The sequence below is a fragment of the Thiocapsa sp. C2-2m genome (assembly GCF_041903745.1).
Taxonomy (GTDB): domain Bacteria; phylum Pseudomonadota; class Gammaproteobacteria; order Chromatiales; family Chromatiaceae; genus Thiocapsa; species Thiocapsa roseilacustris.
This window is the reverse complement of the sequence record NZ_JBBWVD010000027.1, coordinates 56,074-79,522: the sequence shown is the minus strand read 5'-3', so window position 1 is coordinate 79,522 and position 23,449 is coordinate 56,074. Positions and strand designations below refer to the sequence as shown.

The window sequence follows — 23,449 nt, the reverse complement described above, 5'->3', positions numbered from 1 at the left end:
AGACGATCCGAATCGAGCGGTCCTACCTGCCCGGCAAAACGACCGAGAACTAGGCGCAAAAACCGCGAAACCCAACCGCCCGGTGACTCTGTGGTGACTCAAAAGAAAACGGCCTAGGCGCGAAACGCCTAAGCCGTTGATTTTATGGTGCGCCCTGCGCGACTCGAACGCGCGACCACCTGATTAAAAGTCGGATAAAGACCCATCCTCCGACGTCCTTGATCGTTCGCCATAGTCCTGCCCTTAAATACGTTTCCTTTCATGATCAGTGACTTCTTGATATTCTAAGGTTGCTGGCGATCTCGGATGATCGCCTGAAGCCCGCGCCAAACGGCAACCAAACGGCAACCGGATTTCGAGGATCCGAGCATGATCACAGTCAAGCATCTGCAAGGCGCGAAACCCGGCGAATGGCTCTCCGACGGCGGTGCGCATGGAGCCGGCGTCCTGCTGTTTCGCAAGGCTGCCAGCGGGGCAACCTTCGCCTACTTCCGCTACACCCTTTCGGGCGGCAAACGCGACACCTTGCCGATCGGCGTCTACGACGAAACCGGTCGCGACGGACTGACCCTTGCGAAAGCTCGCCAGAAGGCCGGAGACCTCTCCCGTCTCTACCAGGACGGCGTCAAGAATATCCGAGCCCATCTCGAAGCCGAAGAAGCCGCGCGCAAACTCGCTCTGGAAGCCGAGCAAGCGGAGCGGGAAGCAGCCGTAGCGGTCTCACTTGCGGCTGAAGCGCGTGCACTGGCACAAGCTCAGTACACCCTTCAAGCACTCTGTGATGCCTATGCCAATGTACTGGAGGTTCGCGGCAAATCCAAAAGCGCCAAGGACACGCGTTCGGCCTTCAAGGTTCACGTTCTTGAGATGCATCCCGAGATCGCTGCACTTCCCGCTCGTGAAGTCACGTCACACCATATCGCAGCGATGGTACGCAAGGTTCGGGAGGCCGGTAAGGAACGGACCGGGGGAATGCTACGAAGCTATCTAAGAGCCGCGTTTGCCCTGGCCATCCGCGCACCGTTCGACAGCGCGGTTCCGTCGGAACTGATAGCCTTCGAGGTTACCGCCAATCCAGTCGACGCGATTCCGACGATTCCCGTAAAAGCCGGACAACGCACTCTGACGCGCTTTGAGTTGGCCGCATACCACGATGCTTTGAGCGACAATCTGATCGACCAAGCGTTGAAACTCGCCCTGCTGTCGGGCGGTCAGCGCATGGCGCAACTCCTTCGGATTCGTGTCTCCGACTACGATCGAGATACCCAGGTTCTGAAACTCTGGGACGGGAAAGGCAAACGGCAAGATCCACGGGAACATCTGCTGCCGTTGGGGCCGAAGGGGTGCGCACTGGTCGCCGAGTTGGTCGAGCGAGCCAAGGAACGGGCCGATCCCGATGACGTGAACCCGTCGCTGTTCATGTCCAGGGATCGAGACGGCGCATCGGCGATCGTAAACTACACTACTTGCTCGGGTCGGGTTTCGCAGATCGCCAAAACCATGAAGGGCGAACCATTTAACCTACGTGATATCCGCCGCACTGTAGAGACACAACTGGCGAGTTTAGGTGTGAGTCGTGATGTGAGGGCTCAGCTTCTGAGTCATGGCTTGTCCGGAGTACAAAACCAGCATTACGACCGCCACACCTATATAGAGGAAAAGCGCGCTGCCCTTCTTTTATGGGAGCGTCATCTCGAAACCCTTCGGGAAACCTCACAACCGACGTAATATCCATTGGGAAAAAGCGCGAAGGTGACCGTCACGTAAAAGACCCCTTCTTGGGAAGGGGTCAAGAATGCACGTCCAACCAACGAGGTTTGTTGTCAGTGTTCGGCTAATCGTCCGTGACGATATATGAAAACATTCCGTCATCATCCAACCCATCGTCGGATTCCAGTTCCAAATGTGAGTCGTTGCCGATCACAACGGGCATGTCACGGTGGGCACGATAGTGCAGCATCATGTTGTAGAGGAACTCGGCGTCGGTATAAAACAACCGACCACTGCCATCACGCAGAACAACTCTTTTACCGCTGAAATATTGAAAGTAATAAACCGTCGTCACACCGGGCTCGGGTACCGGAAGTTTTGATAGCCTATGCGTCGAAACCGTAGAATGATGAAACATGACATGATTTTCTTTGAGTAAAAATGAGTAAAGCTCGTCGTCGTGACTCTTCGCCGCTATGTTTCTATTGCAGCCAGACGATCATCACGCGAATACCGCAGCCTGTCAATACTCGCCAATGACCGTGGCAGCGGTACTGCTTCTCTTGTCGCACCGAGCGATCACGCGTGAAGCCAGCCCTATAGCGCTTAGATGCCGTCCCCGAGAAGGCCCCTACCCCGCTTGACCACACTGCTTCGAGAATCGCGAACGCTCGACGGTTGCCTTCTGCGTTCGCCTGGCCTATTCTGAACGCCAAGCTCGGAGGGTCCGAGCCGGTCGCTCTTCACTCCGTCAGGGCGGCATATTTTCACATAAAACGCTGATGATCGATTGACCCTGCAATTACGCCTACACTTGATACGTCGAATTTACGCACTCTTACTACATCACTACTCTCGAATCGTTCCAGGCGTATTCTTTAAGCAAGAATACACATGACAACTCATACACACTCTCCGACAAGCCATCGTCTGTTACGTTTGCCGCAAGTCCTCGAAATCACAGGTCTCGGAAAAACGAAAATTTACGCGCTGATCAAACTGCATCAATTTCCCGCTCCCAAGAAAATCGGCCGTATATCCGCCTGGCTAAACTCCGATATCGAAGCCTGGGTGACAAACGGACATTCGGTTTCCGTGGATTGATCAGCTCTCAATAAGCGGGACAACGCCCCGTCACTGTGATCCGGTTCCCTCGGCGATCATCGTTACAGATTGCCGGGGAACCGTCTAACGCGCACTTCTCACCACGAGTAATCTTCGCCGCGCGTTCGGATTTTGCCATCAAAGGTAGCAAACCAATCTACGTTTGAACCTTTCATCTGCCAGAGTTCTACGGGCTGTAGTTTCTTCTTAAGCGGCGTTGCTGAAACTTCCTCCAACCAATCCAGCTTTGGCACCGTGAAGTCGAACCAAGCAAAATCCGCGTCCTGTAAGTTCTCGGTCCACCTAAACCCAAAGTTCATTAGATCCTTGGAAATCATGGACATGTCCATCGGATTCATCGCGCTAAACAAGAATATCTCTCCGTCCCAATTCGTCCGTCCTATACAATCTTCAAGTAAATACTTCCATGCGTACGGATCAATTTGCTGTCGAACGCCCACACGTAAAATGAGTTTATACATGCTTCTTACGAGGAGAGCCATATCAAAAGCCTCTGATGCGCATTAAAAGAGCCGTCAGCTATCCTTACTCGAAGATGTCAAAAAAGTCCCAGCCGTTAACGGAGCCGCCTGTCGCGGCAACGGCTGCTGCGGAAGGACTGAGGTAAAGCAGATTCTCTTTGTCGCCAAGTAAGATCAATTGGAATGGAGGTTTGATGACGACAAAACGGAACTTCTCTCGACTTACCCTTTTGTAGAGTCCATTGGCCTGCAGTTTCTCCGGGTAGGGGGACTTGTAAAAGATCCAACGCTCGATCAAAGTGCCCGCGGGCGGTAAGCACCTCTTTTCGCCATAGGCGGGATGGTTACCTGACAGCTTCGGCGACTTTCTGTCCGGTGACAGAGCCCACCCTCTTGCCGCTTGTAGTTCGCTTTGTAGAAGCCCCCAGAGATGATCGTTGCCGCCACGCAGAAGGTCTGAGGCAGCGAGCAGTCTCCAATAATGTTCCTGCTCCGCGCCGATTACCGCTTCGCGAAGCCCAATCTGCTCCAACTGCGCGTCAGAGAGCCGGCGTCCGAGTTCCACGAGTTCGCCACGCTCAAAATAGGCACTGCCGTTTAAGAGTTTAACCTTCTGACTCATTTATTCATTTGGCGCATAACGTAAGCATAAGCCGACGCATACTGCGCCGTCCACAAAACTTCAATCCAACTCAGGAGCCGAACGGCGCAGTATGCGGTCGGCTTGATGCGCATGTTAGCTATCAATTTTCTTTTTCAAAACCGAGTAGACTCCGTATTCTTTCTATCCTTTCAGAATTACGATCTGGTTCACCTGAATGAGTAGAGTTAGACAGCCCAATTAGGAGCTTTGTTACTTCGCGCATTGTTCTTACGTTGGGAAACAACCCAGATCGAGATAGCCTCGGATACATAGGTATTCGATAGTGGCTCTCTACTAGTTCTGATGCTGTTCTTCTAGCTTCTTGTGATGCTTCCCGGTTCTTCTCTTCTGTTCCAACGCCGGGATTCAGATATACATTTTCATAATACAGTAGTAGATGCGCAATCTTCGCGATGCATTCCCGTTGTTTTTGCCATGGCTCCACCAAGAGCTTGAGCACAGTTTGTCCTATGACAAATACAAAGACCCCGCTTACGATCGTGATGAATACAGCCATAATATCTGTTTCGTATCCTTATTATATAAACAACATGAGGACATGCCGCGTTTTTTAGCAGTTGCCTCAGATTTGCTTGGCAAATAAGAAAATAGCGGACTTCCCCTAGTTTCTTGATTTCTCTTTTATTTGCGGTTGCTTTTGAGCTTCTCAAAGATAGGGCGTAAAGCAAACCACCATTGCCATGCAATGAATAGAAAAAATAACCATCCTTGTCCAATTACTCCCACAATCCCCATGCCAACAACTGACAGGACTACAAATCCAAATATTTCAGACCTTCTATAGTATGGATACACCATATAGGCAACCAAAACCGGACCGGCAACGATAAACAAAGCTAGGGCGCTTAATGCATTCACGTTGACCCCTTACAGTTGATAGCAATTCAGAGGGCGTAGAACTATTGGCGGTCGTTACATATCACCTGAACCCACTCTTGCTAACGCAAAGGTTAAGCGGCCCCGCTGGCGCGGCCCTGCAGAACGACTACCGCGCAGTCTGCGGGGTCCTCGCTCTAACCGCTTGTTAGACAATTTTTCATTAAGTTTGACGCTGCTCGAGAATAGCGTGGTCTGTCCCGGTTTCCTGCTCGAAGAATGTGGCGGTTCGCTTATAATTCAGTATTGTGTCCCCAGAATTCCTTAGTGTCCCCAGAATTCCCTATGTTGCTTGTTTCAGTGAACGAGCGACTCGAAAGCCGATGTCGAGACCGGCTTCTGTGGCATCCAATTCAAGAAAGCTATCGGAACCCACATCCTCCTCGTAAGCACCCCAGCCACCTCCGCAGGTTAATCTCTTATTTCCAGGATATACGTCAGCAACCCACTCGCTCACATTCCCGTGCATCTGGAACAACCCCCAAGCATTAGGAAAGTACCTCTTCACTGCGGTTTCAGCGTTTGTACCGCTGTAAGAACCGACTGGATATCTGGGCTTGTGATTCGGATCTTTCGGGAAGATACCTTTCGACTGCAAATAATACATACCTCCGAAATTCGCTTGTTTCGGCGTTATTGTGTCTCCAAAGATATACTTCGTTGTTGTACCGGCTCGGCAAGCATATTCCCATTCCTTCTGGGTCGGCAATCGGTATTCTTCTCCAGTTCCGACAGACAGCCATGCACAATAATCGAAAGCGTCGAACCAACTCACATGTCTTACTGGGTGGTGCGCTCTACGCGAATCTTCCGGCTCTTTGTGGCCAGTGGCGCGGCAAAAAGCTACGTATTCCTCATTGGTGACTGCGTAGAGGCCAAGTGCAAAAGATTGTTGAACCTCAAGATGGCCCATTAGTCCACCCGGTGGAATCACTGCCATCTCAGGACACTGGATTATCTTTGCTCCTGAACCAAAGCCGAGGAAACCACCAACTGCTTTGACGGTGAATGGTGGATCTTGAAATATGACGGTCTTACCAAGTGCTGACGCGAATCGTTTTTGAAGCCCTTGCACTCTTTCTGTGCTCCACCCGTCGATGTGATCCAAGGGGGCGGTCCAACGGTGAGGCCGTGGTGTTGACGGATGTCGGGGCTTTTTCGGCGGTGGATGTTTGGGCTGTTGAAAAGCTCCGCTCCGAAGCTGGTCATACTGAGCCCTTTTCGTCCGATCGCCGAGGACGCTGTAAGCCTCGTTTATCGCGGACATGACCGCGTTCTGGTCTGCGCTCGGACCACTTACCTTGTCGGGGTGATACTTCTGTGCAAGCGCCTTGTAGGCAGCGCGGATTACCACCTCGTCGGCGGAAGCGGTCACGCCGAGGGTGGCATAGTAGTCTGTAGTATGGTCCATCGATGATCCTGAACTGCCATTCGAATGGATAGGAGACCATTCGGATTTAAGGACACGCCTAGGTTTCGACTCGGGGCATTTGCTTGTGTGGGGCTGAAGACAGCTCACGACCCAAAGACGACATTAGGACAGCGGCTAACGTTTCGGACAAGGCGGCGCGCGCATGCACGACACCGGCCAGTTAACTCCGACCCCGATGGCGCGCGCTCGCTCTTTGGCCCACTCGTTAGGCGTATCTTTATCTTTATCTTTGGCTTGTGACGAAACCGTGGTTTAGCCCGGCTCCCCCCTTAACGGCGGACTTCGTCTCGTAAGCGATTATACTGAATTAACTTATCCAAGCTCTGCACAGGTAAAGGAATATCTAGAAACTCTGATATTTCACCGGCGTCTTGCTTCTTGAAATAGACGCTCTTCAGGGCGATAAGAGCGCATTCGCGAGGCGCCCACCCAAGCATCTTGCCGATTTGAATAGCAATAGGGGTTTCCCCTGCGGGCCAAAACTCCAATTTCTCCCTCGTCGTCATTAATCCTGCTTCCTGAAGAATGCAGCCAACAGCGTTGTCGAATCTCACTCTGTATAGCATTTGTTTAATCCGATTGGTTATCGCGGACTGCTGCTAGCGGCGCCCGAATCGGCGCACTATGATTCGTCAGTAACCAGCACATCGGAGAATCACGTCTTAGCTTCATCTTTGGCAAATGTCAAAGCGCGCCCCGTTTCTTGGCGTATCATTTTCGTTCGGAGTACATGAATTCATAGGTCTGATGAATGCCGACTTCCTTTCGTTCAATTTTCGGCCCTACTGCGTATTTTGCAATTGTTAGAACCGGAACCGCAGTTTGTGAACTTCTATGCTTGTTTTGAATAAAGTCCAAGTCAGCGGACCCGAAGATCTGATCAAGTAGGGGAATAAAGGCGTCTCCCTGTTCAACCGCTAAAACGAGTGCGCGTCGATTCTCGGATATCGAGTACGTTGCAGCGCCTGTCGTAAGTGCTTTGTCAAGCGCTTCTTGGGTATCTAAATCAAGCATCCGTCGGTGCCCAGAAAAGTTGAGGAACTACTGAAGTTGTCTCGTAGCTTCTGCTGCTGTGCAAAGCCCAACAGTTGATTAGACAGTGTGTCGGTCAGGTCAGATAGGCAGATTCCGCCTATCTCAGCCGGAGCAGATTCTGCATAGCCGCTGCCCGCCCGACTCGTTTAAGCACTTCAAGATTCCGCGCATGTTTTCCTGTCCTAGATCGCATGCTGTCCCGTAACTGAGTCGTCTCAAAGGCACCGTCCCGATACCCCTCTAAGGACATACTTGACAGCCATAGGCGCACCCTACAAAGCGAGACACAAAAAAACCGAACCCCTCGCCTAGGCGGTTCGGCTTGGTCTGTCGTCGTTGAGTCCATGACGATCTTTTCCCTCGTGATGTTTGCGCGAAATATAGCACATGAATTCAGGGAAAGTGTCGGCTGCGTCACAATCTGTCGGCCTTCGGTCGCAGATCAAATACGCCCCACTCCCCTGCCCTCTGCTGACATCCCAAGAGATGATGGGGGAAGGAGGGCAAAGGGTTCAAGCTCAACTGTGCAGCACGAACATCGGCGACAGAGCCCAAGGGGGGATCCAGGGCTACACTCTCTCGGCTTACTCTAAGGCATGGTGCCAAACCGGAGATGGTTACATGAGCAAGAAGCCAAACCTGGGTCTGATCGAAGGCAAGGAGGTTCTGGACCTGGAGTCCCTGAGGCAGATGTACATCAACCTGACCGGCAAGGAGCCGACGGCCGAGGAGCTGGACGAGACCAACGCCATGCTGAAGGCCACCAAGGCAGAGACCGCCGACAAGCTGCGACCGAGGGCTTGAACGGCGGGTCAGCACATCAAGGAGCGTAGCGCGATCAACCAAAGGCACCGACTGAGGGAAGACCGAGGAAGCACCTACTTTCTGAAGCTACCCCCACTATATAGATATACCGCGTCTACCGAAGAACAAGGTCGGTCTTCAGCCGAGACAAAATTCCGAAACTGAAAATTCGCCGTTTGTAGAACCTCTTGATAAAAACAGTGAAGTAGGCCGGACACGGTGCTAAGGAAAGCCCCTACCGGTCTGTCTGGTCCAGTAGGGCATCTGTAGATCGGAAAAGCCTTCAGCCGCACTGTCGAGAGGTGTCCCTTGATCCGTCGCATGATACCGATGTCGATGCCCGAACAGCACCAGCTAGTAGATTCTGAAATCACCTTAGCGCCACGCGTAAATACATTCGCCGACTTGCCCCCAAAGAATTTTGTGAACGGCGAGTACAAGTGTTGCACGTAAGGTAATCTTGTGATTTGATCCCGATTACTACCCACATACTTTCGGATGTTTACGCCCATGTCAACGCTTCACGAACTTTTAGAAAAACGGATTAAGATCGACGAACAGATTGATGAAGCTAGGAAAAGTGAACGTGGTCCCGTTATTGTACAGACTCTCGCTCTGATCAAAGACTACGAATTACTTCCAGAGGAATTGTTTCCAGATTTAAAGAAGCGGTCGAAACCAGCAGGTAAACCCGCTGATAATTCCACAGATCAATCCGATAAAAAGAAGCCCAGCAAATTTCCCCCTAAATACCGAAATCCAGTATCGCTAAAGACCTGGTCTGGTAAAGGACGTAAGCCAAAGTGGCTTACGGATATAAACGACCCGAAGTTTCAGATTTCGAGTGAATCCGAAAGTCCAGCTCAAGAGAACGTGATTGAGGAGACACCGGTCTAAGATCGAAATTCCAGGTACAGGTTGTGGTGCGTATGGTATTTTCCGCCGTTAAACCCCAGTACCGAATGCCTGGTATTTCATGTGATCAAGGCTACTTCAGCGTTAGAAGCATTGAAATCAGAACGTCCAGCTCGACCGTAGCCAAGTTAACTCAAAGCTGACTTCGAGATCTGTACCCGAGTGCCGCGTATGATTTCAAGTGGTTACTTGGGCTACGAAACCGATCGACAATAATTAGCGTCACTGGATAATTTGGCAACCAGCCTTTAGCAGAGGATAGCAGAGGCTTGCAGCCGATTTAGCAGCAGATGCAGCGTTTTTCCCTATAGGATACAACGACTTAGCAGGTTTAACAGCAATTTGAAGAAAACTTTAGCAGAGGCTTGCAGCCGATTTAGCAGCAGATGCAGCGTTTTTCCCTATAGGATACAACGACTTAGCAGGTTTAACAGCAATTTCAACAAAATCTCGGCTGGGTCTCTGCTGCCCCGAGCCTCAGAAGGCCCAGGAGCCCTGGAAGCCTTTAGAGGCATTCCAGGTTCACAAGCGACCCGGTATCCGAGTAGAGGGGTAGGAAATTTATTTTTTCAAAAAAAGTTATGAATACCTGTTAAACCTGCTAAGCTCTTGTTTTCAAAGAGGTTTTAGAAGATTTATCTGCTAAATTGCTGCTAAACTGCTGCTAAGATGCCTGCACCGTGTACGATATGTCACACGAGACGCCTAATTATAAAAATTTTGTGATCACAAAAAGAATTTAACTTGCAGGCTCTATTTAACAATTTCAGATAATCTGGTCGTCGTTCTCCTCATCTACACCTTTGCGCGTTGCGAAAATGACCGAGTGAGGATTACGCTTAAATTCATAACCGATTCGACCAATTTCATCGTTGAATCGTCCCTGATGTAACGTAATCGCCTCGTTGTATGTCTCCTTGTACCACGATTTGTAGTGCCTGTACACCGAGGCGCTTCTAATGGTTTCCTTCGCCGACATGTCGTAGTGTATATCCATGAAGTATCGTATCGGATCGCTGTCCAAACGATATTTCTGTTTCAACTGCTTCATCGCTGTCGTTTCTTGAAGACCCTGTTCGAAGTACATTCTTAGTCCATCCAACATCCAATTTAAAATTCCCGCAGACTCTTGCAAGAGCTTTTTGTCGAGCATCTTGTCAACTTCAGTCTCTTCTACTCGGTGGTTGAACGGCACAATATGCATGCGATCCCACATACCGTTGGACTTATCATTGACGACCGGCTTCTCGTTCGTGAGAATCACGATCTTACCGTCTATCGTAATGTCCTGGTAAGATTCGTATAGATTTCGCGCACTCACAATATCATTTCCGGTTAAACTCTTGAGCTTGCCCGCCGCGAGTTTATCCGTTTCTTCCAGCTCTGATATGACGAGTAGTCGGTAGCCCACCATCGACATTAAATCATCACCTGTGCCGATGTATCCTGATTTCAGAAGTGTCCTTCTCGGCATCGAACGTGCGTAGGCTCCGAGTATCGTTTGCACAACCAGAACTAACGTGCTCTTTCCGTTTTGGCCGTTACCAAGCAAAATAAAGATCGCTCGTTCTGGATTAGCTCCAATCAACAGATATCCCAGAAAGGTTTGAACGTAGCGTATCAGCTCAGAATCTTGGCAGAGAATCTCAGCGATAAACTGTTCAAACAACGGGCACGTTGCACTGGCGTCGTAGATTACGTTCGCGCGTTTCGTCAGATAATCACTCGAAGCATGAGGTCGAAAGATGCGCGTCTTGAGGTCGATCACGCCGTTCTGAACACCCAATAGATATGGCTTCGAATCAAAGACACGAGAGTTCACCTGCTTAATGCGCCGTTTCAGTATTCGCACTACTGAAGGCGCTGTTCCGGCACTCCCGACATATCTTTCAAAATCACCCTTCAGATTTGGATCGTCGATCGCCTGGGGAATCGTGCTTATCAATCCATCCACCAGTCTCGATATCTGATGATCCGTTTTATCAAAGGTCCACTTATTCTCGTTCCAACAGGCAAAGCTCATCTTGTCAACGCAGAATTCGACTCTGCCCGACAAATGTTGTCTACAGAATTCCGCTAATCCAGAATCTGTTCTCTTTGGTACGAACGGCAACTCTTCATAGATGCGAGCTATTTCATGGCGTATTTGCGATTCCAGATTCGATATATCAATTATAGTATTCGCAGATTCGCCGTTTGAAAATGAGCACACAAGCAGTTGGGTTGCCTCGGTTGCAGTCAGGCCCAACGCACGATAACGACAAGCAAGAATCATTTGTTCGTCGTTGAACGGCGGATTTACAGTTGGTGACGGAGATTCCTTGGTCTTCACCACGGTAATTTCGCTGTCCTTCTCCCCTTCCGTGTCCGTGTCCTTATCTCCGACTTCGTCCACCAGCTTGTCAACGTCAATCACGCTGTCCAGGTCACTATCTGCGTTACTGTCCACGTCCACGTCCTTACCCTTATCACTGATACTGATGCTGTCCTTGCTGTCTATAGTTTGACCATTACAAGCGGTTGGTAAATTCGGAATCAGAAAGTCTCTCAAAATCTCCTCTACCGATAATTCCGTTGAATCATTGGCTGGCTTCTCACTTTCGTCTTCCTCATCAAAATCAGGTTCAATTCCATCCATTAGATTAAAACTCTGTATTTCGTCTTGGCGTAGGTCTTCTTCATCATCGACGTTCTCTTGAGAAAATGGTTCATAATTGTTCATTTTAGAATAATCCGATAAAAAGGGGGGTGCGCGAACACCCCCAAGTTGCTTAATAAATTCAACTAAGAAGTCCGTTCAGGTATGCTAAAGAAAGTATCGGTCTATCAGTCCCACGGTCCTACAACAATTGTTAGATTAAAATATGAGTGCCCAAATGGAGTCTCGACCGGACCGTTGTTGTAAATTGTTACAACCGAGCGATCTTCGACCGCGCCTTGCACTTCGAGCTGATTTCTTACGTAATCATTCAATGGAAACGTTACATACGAACCGTCTACTTTTTCAAGAATGATCGCAGTCGTAGTGAACTGACGTTTTGGGTAGTCAGTGATTCCACGATATATACCTGCAACAGACTCGCCGGGATTCACAAATTCAGATCGCATGGAGATTCGCTTTTTGGCTTTTTCAAGCCCAGCTTTAATTTTTTCTTGTAGATCGAAATTAATCATTGCATTCACCATTTTATGTATAAATCTCATCGTGACTTACCTCATGAAAGTGCTGGTTTTGGTTAGGTCATACTTGATTCTCCGATTCTAGTTTCAGATAACGGCGTATTGTCCGGAGCGTCTGCGCTCTGAGAAAGAACGTTCTGGATCATTCCTTGATAGAACGCAGACTGTTCTTCTCGCTTTGAAGGTAACAATTCTTGCAGTTTCAACGATGCAGCTTTTGCTTCCTCGATACGTCCCAACTCCTTCAGTTCTTCGATCGTATTGACCCATGCTCTTTTGAAAGTACGAACGTAGGAATACACTTGTTGGTCGGTATACGTGATTCCAGATTGCTGAAATAATATTTCAAGAATCTCGGGCACTGTATGCTGGTTGTAGAGACCGATGATTTCACTCTTATGTTCGTCTGAGAGACGGGGATGCTTTTTCATGTTTATTTCCTGTGTTGATTTTACCAGCGAGAGTAATCTTTGATTTGAACCACGCACGGACTCTGTGTTGAGCCCATGCGTGATCGGACGTGTTGCTAACTAACTATTCGGATAGACGCGCAGTTTGAATTCGACGTCAATATAGTCGGGCTCAGGCTTTTGATATTGTAAAGACTCGTAACTGATGAGATTTTTCTCCATCAGTTTGCGTTCGATTTCGTCCGAAAAAAATCGGGTTAGTTTCGCGTCATTATTTATCGCCTCCTTTAGTTTTATTTCAAGTTCGTCCGTACGATCCAGACTTATCGTAATTCCACGCGGAGAAAGGTGCATGATGGTGCTGAAGAGTTTGGGTGGCATTGTTGTTAAGCATTCTTCGTGATCGTATTCTTGATCGTAATCGGGCTTGTTATCAGGTAAGGGTAAGCGTGACATTATTAATCTCCGTTAAACTTTCTATAAATTCCCGCGAGAAAGCGAATGGCTCTCTACGTTATATATCTATCGATAGTAATAAACAAAATTCGACTAACGAACTTATCTGAAAAGTGGAAATATGACGAACGATCCACCAAAGTTCCGCCAAATTTACTAATTCTCAAACAGGTTATAGCCGTGCCAATCTCTAAAAATGGCGGAACCGTGTGATGTTCCCTCCGATTCCGCCAAAACTAACTTTCCTTTTAATGACATCAATAATCAGCAATTTTAACGATCCGCCGTTAATGAACTCGACGACGACCACGTTGCCGAGTTGGAACCAGCTCTTCCAGGCGAGTAGATAGCTTCTTTGCTTCTTCGCATCGAGACTCGAGGGTAAGTAACTTAGACTTTGCATCGCCAATATTCTTTGCCCAGTTTAGGAACGTACGCGCCTGGTGCGCTGGCATGGCTTCTTTCAGTTCGAATATTTTGGTGCAATCCTCTGCAAGTTCAGCGTATGTTTTGTTTATGTTTGTTCTGATCAGATGGCGAGTAATTTCTATGCGTTTTTTGAGTGGAAGTTTCATGGATTTTCTCCGATATTATGTTGCCACATCACACACATTTGTGATTCTTTGAGATTTTAAGCACGCACGAGCGCTCATCGATATTTTGAATCGATGCCGGCGGTCAGAGCCGAATAGAAGGGGAGAAGCTGAGTAGTGCCATGCTGCGGGAATGCCGCACATGGCCGTCGGTGAGGGGTGACGCATTAAAGAATAGCGGACGATTCCGATTTTGGCAATAGCGATTCTATTTTTTTTTACCGGGGTCGCAGGTGGATTTTTCCCGACCTATTTGCCGGGTTATTTTTGATTGCGAATTCAGTTTACCGAGCCAATTAGCGGCAAAGTTACTTCTCCAATTTGCAGGGCAGTTTACAAAGCAAAAACGACGGTAATCTGACTTATCGCAATATCTCCTTGCGGAAATATCACGGTTCATCGGATTACCATCGCATTTGCTCTGGTGCCGCTCGTTTGATAGCGTTGATAACAACGTTTGACCGTCGAAACTAAGCTATCAAACGTAGATATACATATAACGCTGGGAAAAACCAAGTGCTCGTAGTAGCCAAAAATAGACTCACGAGGTTCCGTGAGTCGAAAGAGCTGGGCTCAATATTTATTTAAGCAGCAACTTTTCGGCGATGCCGAACAGCGCCGTTTTGAGATCGGCGATGTCATCGATTCGAACGGCGACCGGGAACAGACGACTGACACTTACACCAATGCCAATACCGATGATCTCGATTCCGGCTTGGGTCGCACGGTTGACGAGATCCTTGGCACTACGCATGTCGTTCGGTGCACCGTCCGTCAGGGTCAATAGGACTCTGCGGTCTTCAGCCCGAGCCAACAGGTCCGCCGCAGCGAACCAGAGGGCTCCGGTCATGGGCGTCCCTCCCCGAGCGTATTGGACAAAGGCACCGGCACGGGTGGCGACCCGTTCGCCATGGGACAGAATCGCCGTGACGTTCTGGTCTTGACCGTGAAGACCGGGGAACGCCGAGACGGCACGCGAGACCCCGCGTATCGGCTCCAGTGCAAGAGACAACGCCATCGCTGCATCCAGTGCGATGCGATCTTGCCCGTCGGACATCGACCCGGACAGATCGACCAGTAGATGCAGGGCCGTGTTTGGTGCGACCTTATGCTCCCGAACCTCAAAAATTCGGGGATCTCCCACGCCTGCGCGGTGCAGATGGTTCGGACTGAGTTTTCGACCGCGTTGCACGGTGCGATGACGGGTCTGTGTGTGGGCTTGGACCAGCCCCTGAAGACGTGCGGTAAGTTTTGCGGAGTGGATCGTCACTCGCTGTAACGCGATTCGACCAACAAGCGGGTTTCCGGTGAATGGCTCGATTGTCGGCAGTAGGGTCGGCGACGAAAGACTCTCGGCACCAAGAGTTTCGGCAACGACCTGGAAAACATCCTCGGGAAGCTCCTCCTCGGTTGCGTTTAGTGCGGATTGAAGAGCCGTCGTGATCTCTGCAACTACAGGCTGAGCCCCTGATGTTTGGCTCTCGGATCCTTGAGCTGGGTTCTCGGTGCTTTGCTCTTCGCCCGCGGAACGTTGCGCTGGTTGCTCGTGCTCCTGGTCGTCATCGTCGGGCGGGTTGTCGTCCTCCTTTTCAGGTGTCGGTTGGGGTGATGGATCATTGGACTCCTCCTCGACCAAGGCAACAATCTTGCGTGCCAACGCCATGGAATCGGATGTACTCTGAAGGGTCGGAATCTCGGTCAGAAGGCCGTGTAGACGGTGAACAAACCTTGCTCCCAGCACTCGGCGCATCACTTGATCTGCTTGCTTGGCATGGTTACGAAGTGCCGTTTGCTTGCGGAACCGATATCGGGTGAGATGCAGCAGTCCGTTGCAAAGAATTTCCGGAGCGCCGATCTGGTCCGACACAGGACTGATCGTGCCGTCCCCGATCAGAGATTCAAATACGCTGTCCAGTGTTGACTGGGTACCGGGATAAATCCGGATCATGGCGTTCTCGATGCGGACATCTTCGAGAACACCCTCGACAAAACGACCGATAGGCTGAGAGTGGCGCGCCAGCTCAAAATTCGTAAACCGGATATGCCCCGATTCATGAGCGAGGTAACCATAGGCGAGATTTTTGACCGTGTCGGCAACGGCGGGCAATTGAATACTTTTGCCGTTGGTCATGGCCTCGTTACCGCCGATCGATATTTGCACACCGAATTTACGACCGTAGGCAGCGGCAACGATGGGCAGTGCGTTGGTGAGTGTCGAGTTTCTGTTCATATGATGCACCTTTGCATAGGTGCGGAAGCTGACGACCCTTGCGGGGTCGAAAGACCCCCGCAAAGTCGAAGAAAAGACCTGGTTTTGACACCAGGTCCAAGAGCAGATCAGCTAAAAGTAGAAGCTGGAACTTTCGGGTTTCACAAACGGCCGTTTAGACGGAATTATTGGCTCCAAATCGACATCGGCATCCTTGCCGAAATTGTCGACCGATGGTGTAACATTCGCCGTTGCAAGCGCCTCCGTAGTCGCATCAATCAGGCTCAGTTGCCCGGCTCCATGTCGCGCCAAGCGTTTGGAATCGGACAGCAACAGCGCGAGACCCATTCCTTCATTAAAGATCGGACCTTCAATGGCTCCCGTTTCAGGCAAACGTCGAGTCCAGTCGTCAAGGGTTTGAATGATCGGAGCGATTCGCGCATCCATAAATGACAGACACGCTAATTTCTCGCGAATGCGTGAGAATGTTGCAAGGGATTTGCGGTGCAGCTTCTGTTTTCCGGCAAAGCTACTTTCCAAGTCCCGTGCCATCATTTCGATTTCGCCAAAGAGGGAATCCCCGAGACCGGCGACCTCTTCGTGAAGCGTACCTGCACTTTCGGAAGGGCTTATTCGAATCAACTGGAATCCGAACTTCAGACGGTTGGCAACAGCTTCAGCCGGCTCGATAGCGCGACGAATCGGAGCCTCCCAAGCGGGCAGGTTTTCGATCCACTGCGACAGCGCCCGATCGTAGTTTGCGATAAACTCTGCTGATGCTGAGTCGTACTCGGCTTTTAAACGATACAGTTCTGACGCGACCGTATCAGCTTCGTTGTTGGGAACGGCAAATCCACTCAGAAAACGGGTTCCGACACCCAGACAGATCCGCTCAGCATTCTGTTTGATCCGGAAAAATGGCTTCAGATGTTCAGGGTCGAATATCCGTTTGGACCCAAGCGTGACCAGCTCTTCCGGTGGCGTTTCTCCCGACGATAAATTCAGGTCTTCCGGACTCAGTTTTTTGCGTCCCGACCAAATGCGCACATCCAGGACGACAAGCGTGATCTGATCGGTAATCGTGGTGATCGAGTTGCTCATATCAGTTCTCCGACCCTGACGACGCACACGATCACCTTGCGGCGACCATTGCGCCGCTCGGGTTTTGATGTGGTAAGTTAGAAGTAGAATCCGTCGTTCTCGGAACCGAGCAGGGTCGAGAGGTCAACGGCTGGTTTGGTATCACAACGAGGTTGCGCCGTTTTTACCGAGGGTACCGGCATTGCAGCAGGTGATACACGGATGCCATCCGCGTTCAGCGTCACTCGGCCAAGATGTTGATACCCCATTCGCATTTTCTGTCGAGCACGTTGTTGAGCCAGAGCAAGGGGTTTTTCTTGCTTGCTGCGAAGTTGATTAGCCGGTCCCCATCGAATCATCGCCATTCCGTTACCCAGATCGGCATAAGCCCACTCTTTGGCGAAGCCATCATCATGTCCAAAGCGATACAGATTGAAGGTGATCATTTTGTCGCCTCCCAGTAGTCACCGAACACGTCGGCGGCGATTCTGTGAATCGCTTCCCGTTGTTCCGGTTCTGCTCTTGCGGTAAAAGATTGCTCCAGGGCGTAGTGAAAAACGTTAGGGGCACCCTTGAACGTCAAGCTCAGCGATGCCCAGCGAACAAGGGTCCGAGTGCTCATGGTGACGGTCAGCTCCCCGGCCTCCCGGTCGGAACCCAGAAAGAGCCGTCGAACCTCCTCGGCGACACGCAACATCTTCTCCACGATCGTTTCAGGCATAGCCGGCACGGCAGTCAGAATGACCTGTTTTTCGATCTCGGAATCCGGGTAGCCGACATGGATAACCCGAAATCGATCCATAAAGGCGAGATTTTGACGCAGTACACCCTGGTAAAGACCGGTCCCATCTCCGGCACCAACAGAGTTACCGGTCGCAAAGATACGGAAACGCGGATGCGGCCGAATCACTTCGCCACCGTTCTCTCCAATCACAAGAGGTTGACCTTCCAGAATGTCGTTCAGGCCGGCCAACTCGGACGGGTCCATCAAATCACTCTCGTTGAGGATGAGTAGATGCCCGTCGCGTGCAGCGACGGACAACGGACCATGCACAAACTTCGTGCTACCGTTGATGAGGACAAACTGTCCAATCAACGCGCTAATTTCCATGCGTCCGTGACACGTCACCGACTGCACCGGCCAATTGAGGCGGCTGGCTACTTGGTTGATCAGGGATGTCTTACCGGCACCGGTTGGTCCGGTCAGAAACATCCCGTCGCCACCTGCGTCATGCAGGAAAGCCAGAACGTCACGCAGCAGCTCGGGGCGAAAGACATAGTTCTTGCGAAGCGGAATTTGCGGATGGTTGTCGTCGGCAAGCCCCTGGACCTCCAGTCCGGGGCGGGCTTTGACACCAAAAGTAGTCGCTACGTCGAAGCGCTGTGTTTGATTCATGATAGATGTCCAAATAAGTCGGCCGTTTACAAACGAAAATGCACAGTTCTAAAGCGACTGCGCCGTTTGATTCCGCTAAAAGCGAAACTGCCTAGACATCTACATATAAGAACGCGAATTCCTGACAAAAAAACTACCCTGTCATACAGAGTAGTAAGGGGGGTTAAGCGGTCTTTCTAAGCGGCGATTGGCGGATGCAGATTTTGGAGCGATGACTGATATTGGTCACATACCGCGTTGCACGGACAGAACCGTTCACATCGGACAGAGGTACCAGGTCGAACTTGCAGCGACGTACCCGGCGTATTGTCGATCAATGATTCAGCCTCTTGCCGATTATCGAAGACACGAAAAGCTCTTGAGCGTCCCGGTTTCACGACAGCATAGGTTGGGGTTTTCGCCCACCGTTCGGCAGCGCTGCATTCCGGCAGATTGTCATCCGATGCAGCTTGTTGATGCAGTTGCACACGAGAGACGATATAGTCTTCGGCCTCGATCAGATCCCAGACCGGTACTTCCAAACGGACAACCGGTATCTTTGGGTAGTTCGGATCGCGAAGCGCCTGAGCAGATTGCCAGTCACGCAACACCGCGATAATTTCCAGGCGATCGACGCGGTACTGATTCAGCGCCAGAAGATAACGCAGCACGTTGAGTTGTTTCTCCCACTCGGGTTTTATCCCGTACGTAACGCCATAAACAGACGTGACCTTGTAATCGGAGAGCAAACCGATAGCGGTATCGAATCGATCGAATTGGCCAGAGACTTCCCAGCCGTTTATCTCGACAGACATACGCTGCTCGGTTAAAACGTCATCATTGTCGGTGCTCCAAGCCAGTACCTGATGCAGTGCCGATCCGAGTAATGCCCAGAGTTGATCGGTTACATCGGTTGTCAGGGAATGACCATTCCGCTTCTGAAGTTGCAGAATACGGGGAGAATCGATTAGCCGGGTTACGCTGATCGAGTTTCGTTTTTCGTCGATCGGTTTACGGACCTTCTCCAGAAAACGCACCGCATTGCGAAACGTTTCTGGTAAGTTGTGCTTATTCGTGAGGATCATGGGATTTACTCCGAAGTGTTTAACTTTGCTCATCCAAAATTATTATCCGACCTGCCCTTCTGAAGGACGTTGTTGTTCAGATGCCCAGATACTCAGATTCTTCCAAACTTCGGAGGCTTGCTGGGAATTCAGATTCGAGAGTCGATTGATTCCCCATTTACGCGAGATCCAGTTCAGGACGCGCGTTTCTTGCAGATTCAGCTCTCGAATGCGATTTTGCAGGCGTTTTACTTGCTCGACCGATATGGTCGAAACGGCGGGTTTAATGGGTCGTACGGTGGACAGTTCAGTCGGCATGTCCTCGATGTCTTGAGTGAAGACTTCAGATAAGCCGCCCAGTCGCAGAACGGCATCGATATGCGCGGACTTCTCCGCCATTTTGAGCGCCTTATTCAGGTCGCCATAGTCTTTCTTGAGACCACGCGCACCGACTCCTTGAGCAAGAACCCTTGAATTGGAGTCGAGAAGTTGGCAATGCACGATCACAAATTCAGGGATTACGCCCTGTGCCAACAGCGTATCGAGATCCTGAAATGTGAATCGGGCAACAACACCGAGCATACCGGCGATCTTTTCAGCGCCCGGTTTCCAGAGCGACTTTTTGGCATTGCCCTGTTTGTTCGGAATTACCCCGAAATCCACATTCTCTTGAAGCGCGGAGCGTATCCAGCTCAAGAGCATGGCTCGATTGTTGGACCGCCGTTCGAGACCTTCCTTGAACTGCGCGATAGGCAGATCCAAAGGCGACGCGAGATCCACCGATAACATTCCGTCGTTATCGGACACTTGAGGTAAGACATTCAGCTCTTGCGACATGGTTGTACTCCGTTGACCTAACGACCAAGTCAAGTAAGATGAGAATTCGAGGAGTATTCAGCCAACGTAGAGAATCTCGTTGCGAGAGTTTCTAGGCAGCTTCACTCATCGTAGGAATGGTACTTTCGTTCGCCTGTTGTAGGTTCAGCTCGGTCGCTTGATCGGAAAACAGCGACATGCGGAAACATCCCGAAGAGTTTGTTATCTCAATCTCACGGGCGTAGAACAGTCGATTGCTGTCGCGACAGAAGTAACTTCGAACGCAGCCCAGATCGATTGTTTGAACATGGTGAATATTGAGAGTCATCATCAGAAGGGCTCCTTCTCCGAAGTTGAATTGATAGACTCGAAGGTCTTCCAGATCGACTCATCACACTTTGACGTTTTCTCGGTTGCGGTCCGGTTATCTTTGTCTACTTCAGGATCGTCCAGAACAGCATCAGATAGTTCCGGTAGTCGGTCATGCAGATCAAGCCAGCGTTTAATTCGTGACATATTTCGGACTCCAACGAAAAAAGCCGCACGACACCGAAACGGCGTCAATGCGGCTTTCTTGAATAGCAGAAGGGATTGGGTTTAGACGATTAAAACTCCGCCCAATAGTATATTTCCATATAGCTAGGCCGATTCCGGAGATTTGTAACGCGGGTTCTACGCAAAAATGCGGCTTTGATGATTGTCTGATGAATCGAGAGCGGGAATACTACGATAGCCGATGTTTGAATCGGTCGCGGGAGAAATTGCGGATCAGGAACGATGGTTCGTCGCATCCTTGTAAGGTGCGGAACTAAGGAGTCGCCGTTTCAGAAAAGTCGAAACAGGGACCGTTCTGTTATCGCCGTTGTATAAGGCTTCAGCCATCTGCGGTCTTTGTCAGGTGGATGGATGCGGCAACGTGCTCGTGTCTTCTGCACGTTGATCTGACATCGACGATGCATCCGTTCGTCTCGTCGGTTGACTGGGTCATGTCTGCCGGACTGAGCGACGTGGACCTTTCGTCTGACGGATCGACCGTTGGTGTTCGACTTGTCACGTTAGAACGGGCACAAAAAAGCCGCCCTTTGTGAGGGCGGCTGGTTGGGTCAGATTCGAGGATCGCTTACGCGGCTTCCTTCCGGTTCACGTCCCTCAGTTCTTCCTTAAGAAGTGTTTCCAACAGGATGATGCGAACAGCTTTCGGATACTCATGCCATTTCGGCTTCATCGTCTCCTCCCAGAGGTCGTACAAGGCAACCGCCTGCTGTCTTTCCTTCTCTGAAAGGTTCTTCGAATCAGGACCACTCGAGGGCAGATCCGCCAGCTCTTCAAGCACCTGTGTTGGGCTCGGAAGGCGGACAGTTCCGTGCTTGGCCAGATCCGCCTGGTCAGTTGGCGTGTTTGCGTCCTCGGTCGTTGGAGCGATCGCCTCCGGGTCCTCCGCTGCTGGTTGATCTTGACGTTCCTCGGTCCCAAGCGCTGTTGGTACGGTCTGATCCGTGTCTGGCCGATGCATCACGGTCGTGTGCTCCGTCCCTGTTACAGCACTGGCCGAAGCCTGGGCCGATCCAGTGGAAGTTGCTGTTGTCGCATCCGCTTCTGGTTCATTGGTCACCTGAGTGGATGAACCACCGTCATCCGGTGCCGTCGGTGGCACTGAATCACTTGTGGTTTCGGTGCTCGTCGTCGCAGTCGGCTGCTCCTGTTTGGCCGGCTGATCCAACGCTGGAATCAGCCCGATCCAAAACGCCCTGTCGTGCAGATCGACTTTATCCCCTGCATTGATCCGAGCTTGCACCTGCTGGACGGCGTTTAGAACGAGGTCCTTATCCTTGACACTCGCCAGGGCATTCAGCAGCGCGACACTGCCCGGCAAAAACGAACTGTAGTTCGGATTTGCCAGCGTCGGGTGTTCGGCAATCCGTTTATACTTCTCGGCTTGGCGTGCACCGAAGTGGATCTTGGTCTTGATCATCTTTGTAAAATTGCCATGACCCAAGGCTTTCTTGGCTTGGGAAAGTTGCGTTCCGATCTCGATGATGGCGCTGACACCCTTCGCGTGAGCCCTGTTGATCTTAGCGGCCCACATTTCGATCTTCGCCTCGGGTTCTTCGATCGTCTCGGTCGGAGACACTGACGCTTGCGCAGCCGTCGTCTCCTCTGGTGCGATCAGAGAGGGGACAGAACCGAAGCAAGAGCTGGTGTTCTCCGGCAATGCGGAGGACATCGCTTCGGCCAGGACAGATTTCTCACCAAAGTGGGGAGTAGACTCGTTGATAAGCATGGAAAATATCTCACTGGCCGTTGATGCCCATCGGCCAAAAAAAACAATGAGATAAACTACAGAAAGGAGGGCAAACCTTTGATAATCCAGCCACCGCATCACGGTCACTGACGATATAAGGCTTATTTTTTAATTGGATTCGTTAATTGGGTAACTTAGTTCCCGAGAAGGGATGTCACCGCTCATATAATGCTCGGCTTGGCCGAGCCAGATGGGATAGTGTGATTAGAGAATCACAACCATCAGTTTAGTCCGTCGTCTGTCGTTGTCAAGCCGACATTTGTTGTTTTGACGCTACTCCACCGCTTCGGTGCCCTGGATTTCCATGCGGCACCGTTCCGCGAGCCGGCCGGACTGACGCGCGGAGATGATCGGCATGTAAAGCCACACTGGAGACGGGGCCACTTTAGGCGGATTCGCTACGGCGAGGGGTTGGCGGAGAGTCGGCTGGGTTGGATTCAGCCGGTGTTGGTGAATGCGTCGGAGTTGACCGGTGCGGGTTCCGCGTCGGTAAAGACGAAGGCGTATGTGGTGAGGTGATGCGTCATCTCCGTTTCTCGGGCATGCCGCCACTATGTCGCCTATTGTGAACGACCCTGCATCGTGTCATCGAACCGTTCGGTTACCGAAGTCATTCGATCCCAGGCGGTCGGTGCAACACTGCGGAACACAATGCGGATCGGCAACGATGGTGTATCGTTACTTAAATAAGAAGCGGAATTGAGAAGTCGCCGTTCTTGTATCATCCGAACAACAAGTAGAGCCCGGCACTTCCGCCGTTCTTGAAATCCAGGCGTACAGTTCCGTTTTCGTAACCACACGGCATTCTGGGGCTCGCTTGCCATTGTCACGGTCGCAATCTCAGCATTCCTGTTGGATAGAATCGTCGGAAACGGCCTGTAAACTGTGAAGTACGTCACATTTCACGCCACCACCGCACACACTCCCATCAGCAGTTTGCGC

General features: G+C 50.8%; 25 protein-coding genes. 4 read left to right on the top strand and 21 right to left on the bottom strand.

The window, feature by feature from the left end; all coding sequences use genetic code 11:
* Window positions 1–369 precede the first annotated feature (369 nt).
* On the top strand, window positions 370–1,728 hold the full coding sequence (locus AADX97_RS19845; RefSeq protein WP_374235697.1) for a tyrosine-type recombinase/integrase: 1,359 nt from the start codon (window positions 370–372) through the stop codon (window positions 1,726–1,728).
* Window positions 1,729–1,834: 106 nt separating this feature from the next.
* Here AADX97_RS19845 and AADX97_RS19840 read toward each other — a convergent pair whose 3' ends face one another.
* Complete coding sequence (locus AADX97_RS19840; RefSeq protein ID WP_374235699.1) at window positions 1,835–2,065, bottom strand: hypothetical protein; 231 nt, start codon at window positions 2,063–2,065, stop codon at window positions 1,835–1,837.
* 539 nt (window positions 2,066–2,604) lie between these two features.
* Between AADX97_RS19840 and AADX97_RS19835 the strand changes: the two genes are divergently transcribed.
* The gene (locus AADX97_RS19835; RefSeq protein ID WP_374235701.1) at window positions 2,605–2,814 is read left to right on the top strand and encodes a helix-turn-helix transcriptional regulator; all 210 of its coding nucleotides are present in this window, start codon (window positions 2,605–2,607) and stop codon (window positions 2,812–2,814) included.
* 98 nt (window positions 2,815–2,912) lie between these two features.
* Here the strand turns inward: AADX97_RS19835 and AADX97_RS19830 are convergent, their stop codons facing one another.
* The 7 genes from AADX97_RS19830 to AADX97_RS19800 all read right to left on the bottom strand — a co-directional run bounded on the left by AADX97_RS19830 (window position 2,913) and on the right by AADX97_RS19800 (window position 7,282).
* Window positions 2,913–3,296, bottom strand: a complete 384-nt coding sequence (locus AADX97_RS19830) for a hypothetical protein (RefSeq protein ID WP_374235702.1) — start codon at window positions 3,294–3,296, stop codon at window positions 2,913–2,915.
* A gap of 64 nt (window positions 3,297–3,360) precedes the next feature.
* Entirely contained in the window at window positions 3,361–3,918 is a 558-nt protein-coding gene (locus AADX97_RS19825; protein ID WP_374235704.1) for a DUF4357 domain-containing protein, read from the bottom strand.
* A 121-nt stretch (window positions 3,919–4,039) separates the two neighbouring features.
* Window positions 4,040–4,456 (bottom strand): hypothetical protein, encoded by a 417-nt coding sequence (locus AADX97_RS19820; RefSeq protein WP_374235705.1) that lies wholly within the window; start codon window positions 4,454–4,456, stop codon window positions 4,040–4,042.
* A 125-nt stretch (window positions 4,457–4,581) separates the two neighbouring features.
* Entirely contained in the window at window positions 4,582–4,818 is a 237-nt protein-coding gene (locus tag AADX97_RS19815) for a hypothetical protein (RefSeq protein ID WP_374235706.1), read from the bottom strand.
* A gap of 301 nt (window positions 4,819–5,119) precedes the next feature.
* Window positions 5,120–6,247, bottom strand: a complete 1,128-nt coding sequence (locus AADX97_RS19810; RefSeq protein WP_374238720.1) for an SUMF1/EgtB/PvdO family nonheme iron enzyme — start codon at window positions 6,245–6,247, stop codon at window positions 5,120–5,122.
* A gap of 290 nt (window positions 6,248–6,537) precedes the next feature.
* Window positions 6,538–6,774 carry a hypothetical protein gene (locus AADX97_RS19805; protein ID WP_374235707.1) on the bottom strand — a complete coding sequence of 79 codons (237 nt, stop codon included), beginning with the start codon at window positions 6,772–6,774 and terminating at the stop codon, window positions 6,538–6,540.
* 205 nt (window positions 6,775–6,979) lie between these two features.
* Entirely contained in the window at window positions 6,980–7,282 is a 303-nt protein-coding gene (locus tag AADX97_RS19800; protein WP_374235708.1) for a hypothetical protein, read from the bottom strand.
* Window positions 7,283–7,924: 642 nt separating this feature from the next.
* On the opposite strand from AADX97_RS19800, the gene AADX97_RS19795 reads away from it, so the two are divergent.
* The gene (locus AADX97_RS19795) at window positions 7,925–8,107 is read left to right on the top strand and encodes a hypothetical protein (RefSeq protein WP_374235710.1); all 183 of its coding nucleotides are present in this window, start codon (window positions 7,925–7,927) and stop codon (window positions 8,105–8,107) included.
* 510 nt (window positions 8,108–8,617) lie between these two features.
* Window positions 8,618–9,004 carry an H-NS histone family protein gene (locus AADX97_RS19790; protein ID WP_374235712.1) on the top strand — a complete coding sequence of 129 codons (387 nt, stop codon included), beginning with the start codon at window positions 8,618–8,620 and terminating at the stop codon, window positions 9,002–9,004.
* 784 nt (window positions 9,005–9,788) lie between these two features.
* Here AADX97_RS19790 and AADX97_RS19785 read toward each other — a convergent pair.
* The 13 genes from AADX97_RS19785 to AADX97_RS19725 form a co-directional block, all read right to left on the bottom strand.
* Window positions 9,789–11,744, bottom strand: coding sequence for a phage/plasmid primase, P4 family (locus AADX97_RS19785; RefSeq protein ID WP_374235713.1), 1,956 nt, complete (start codon window positions 11,742–11,744; stop codon window positions 9,789–9,791).
* Between the two features lie 104 nt (window positions 11,745–11,848).
* Window positions 11,849–12,196 (bottom strand): hypothetical protein, encoded by a 348-nt coding sequence (locus AADX97_RS19780; protein WP_374235714.1) that lies wholly within the window; start codon window positions 12,194–12,196, stop codon window positions 11,849–11,851.
* Window positions 12,197–12,258: 62 nt separating this feature from the next.
* On the bottom strand, window positions 12,259–12,633 hold the full coding sequence (locus tag AADX97_RS19775) for a hypothetical protein (RefSeq protein ID WP_374235716.1): 375 nt from the start codon (window positions 12,631–12,633) through the stop codon (window positions 12,259–12,261).
* Window positions 12,634–12,732: 99 nt separating this feature from the next.
* Window positions 12,733–13,068, bottom strand: a complete 336-nt coding sequence (locus AADX97_RS19770) for a hypothetical protein (protein ID WP_374235717.1) — start codon at window positions 13,066–13,068, stop codon at window positions 12,733–12,735.
* Between the two features lie 287 nt (window positions 13,069–13,355).
* On the bottom strand, window positions 13,356–13,643 hold the full coding sequence (locus AADX97_RS19765; RefSeq protein ID WP_374235719.1) for a hypothetical protein: 288 nt from the start codon (window positions 13,641–13,643) through the stop codon (window positions 13,356–13,358).
* Between the two features lie 598 nt (window positions 13,644–14,241).
* Window positions 14,242–15,891 (bottom strand): VWA domain-containing protein, encoded by a 1,650-nt coding sequence (locus AADX97_RS19760; RefSeq protein ID WP_374235720.1) that lies wholly within the window; start codon window positions 15,889–15,891, stop codon window positions 14,242–14,244.
* A gap of 111 nt (window positions 15,892–16,002) precedes the next feature.
* Window positions 16,003–16,971, bottom strand: a complete 969-nt coding sequence (locus tag AADX97_RS19755; RefSeq protein ID WP_374235721.1) for a DUF3150 domain-containing protein — start codon at window positions 16,969–16,971, stop codon at window positions 16,003–16,005.
* 77 nt (window positions 16,972–17,048) lie between these two features.
* On the bottom strand, window positions 17,049–17,396 hold the full coding sequence (locus AADX97_RS19750; protein ID WP_374235723.1) for a hypothetical protein: 348 nt from the start codon (window positions 17,394–17,396) through the stop codon (window positions 17,049–17,051).
* Entirely contained in the window at window positions 17,393–18,346 is a 954-nt protein-coding gene (locus AADX97_RS19745; RefSeq protein WP_374235725.1) for an AAA family ATPase, read from the bottom strand. Before AADX97_RS19745 ends, AADX97_RS19750 begins: the two co-directional genes overlap by 4 nt.
* A 176-nt stretch (window positions 18,347–18,522) precedes the next feature.
* Entirely contained in the window at window positions 18,523–19,443 is a 921-nt protein-coding gene (locus AADX97_RS19740; RefSeq protein WP_374235727.1) for a hypothetical protein, read from the bottom strand.
* Between the two features lie 9 nt (window positions 19,444–19,452).
* Complete coding sequence (locus AADX97_RS19735; RefSeq protein ID WP_374235729.1) at window positions 19,453–20,226, bottom strand: hypothetical protein; 774 nt, start codon at window positions 20,224–20,226, stop codon at window positions 19,453–19,455.
* 91 nt (window positions 20,227–20,317) lie between these two features.
* Window positions 20,318–20,536, bottom strand: a complete 219-nt coding sequence (locus tag AADX97_RS19730; RefSeq protein WP_374235731.1) for a hypothetical protein — start codon at window positions 20,534–20,536, stop codon at window positions 20,318–20,320.
* A 789-nt stretch (window positions 20,537–21,325) separates the two neighbouring features.
* Complete coding sequence (locus tag AADX97_RS19725; RefSeq protein ID WP_374235732.1) at window positions 21,326–22,486, bottom strand: DUF3102 domain-containing protein; 1,161 nt, start codon at window positions 22,484–22,486, stop codon at window positions 21,326–21,328.
* Between the last annotated feature and the right edge of the window lie 963 nt (window positions 22,487–23,449).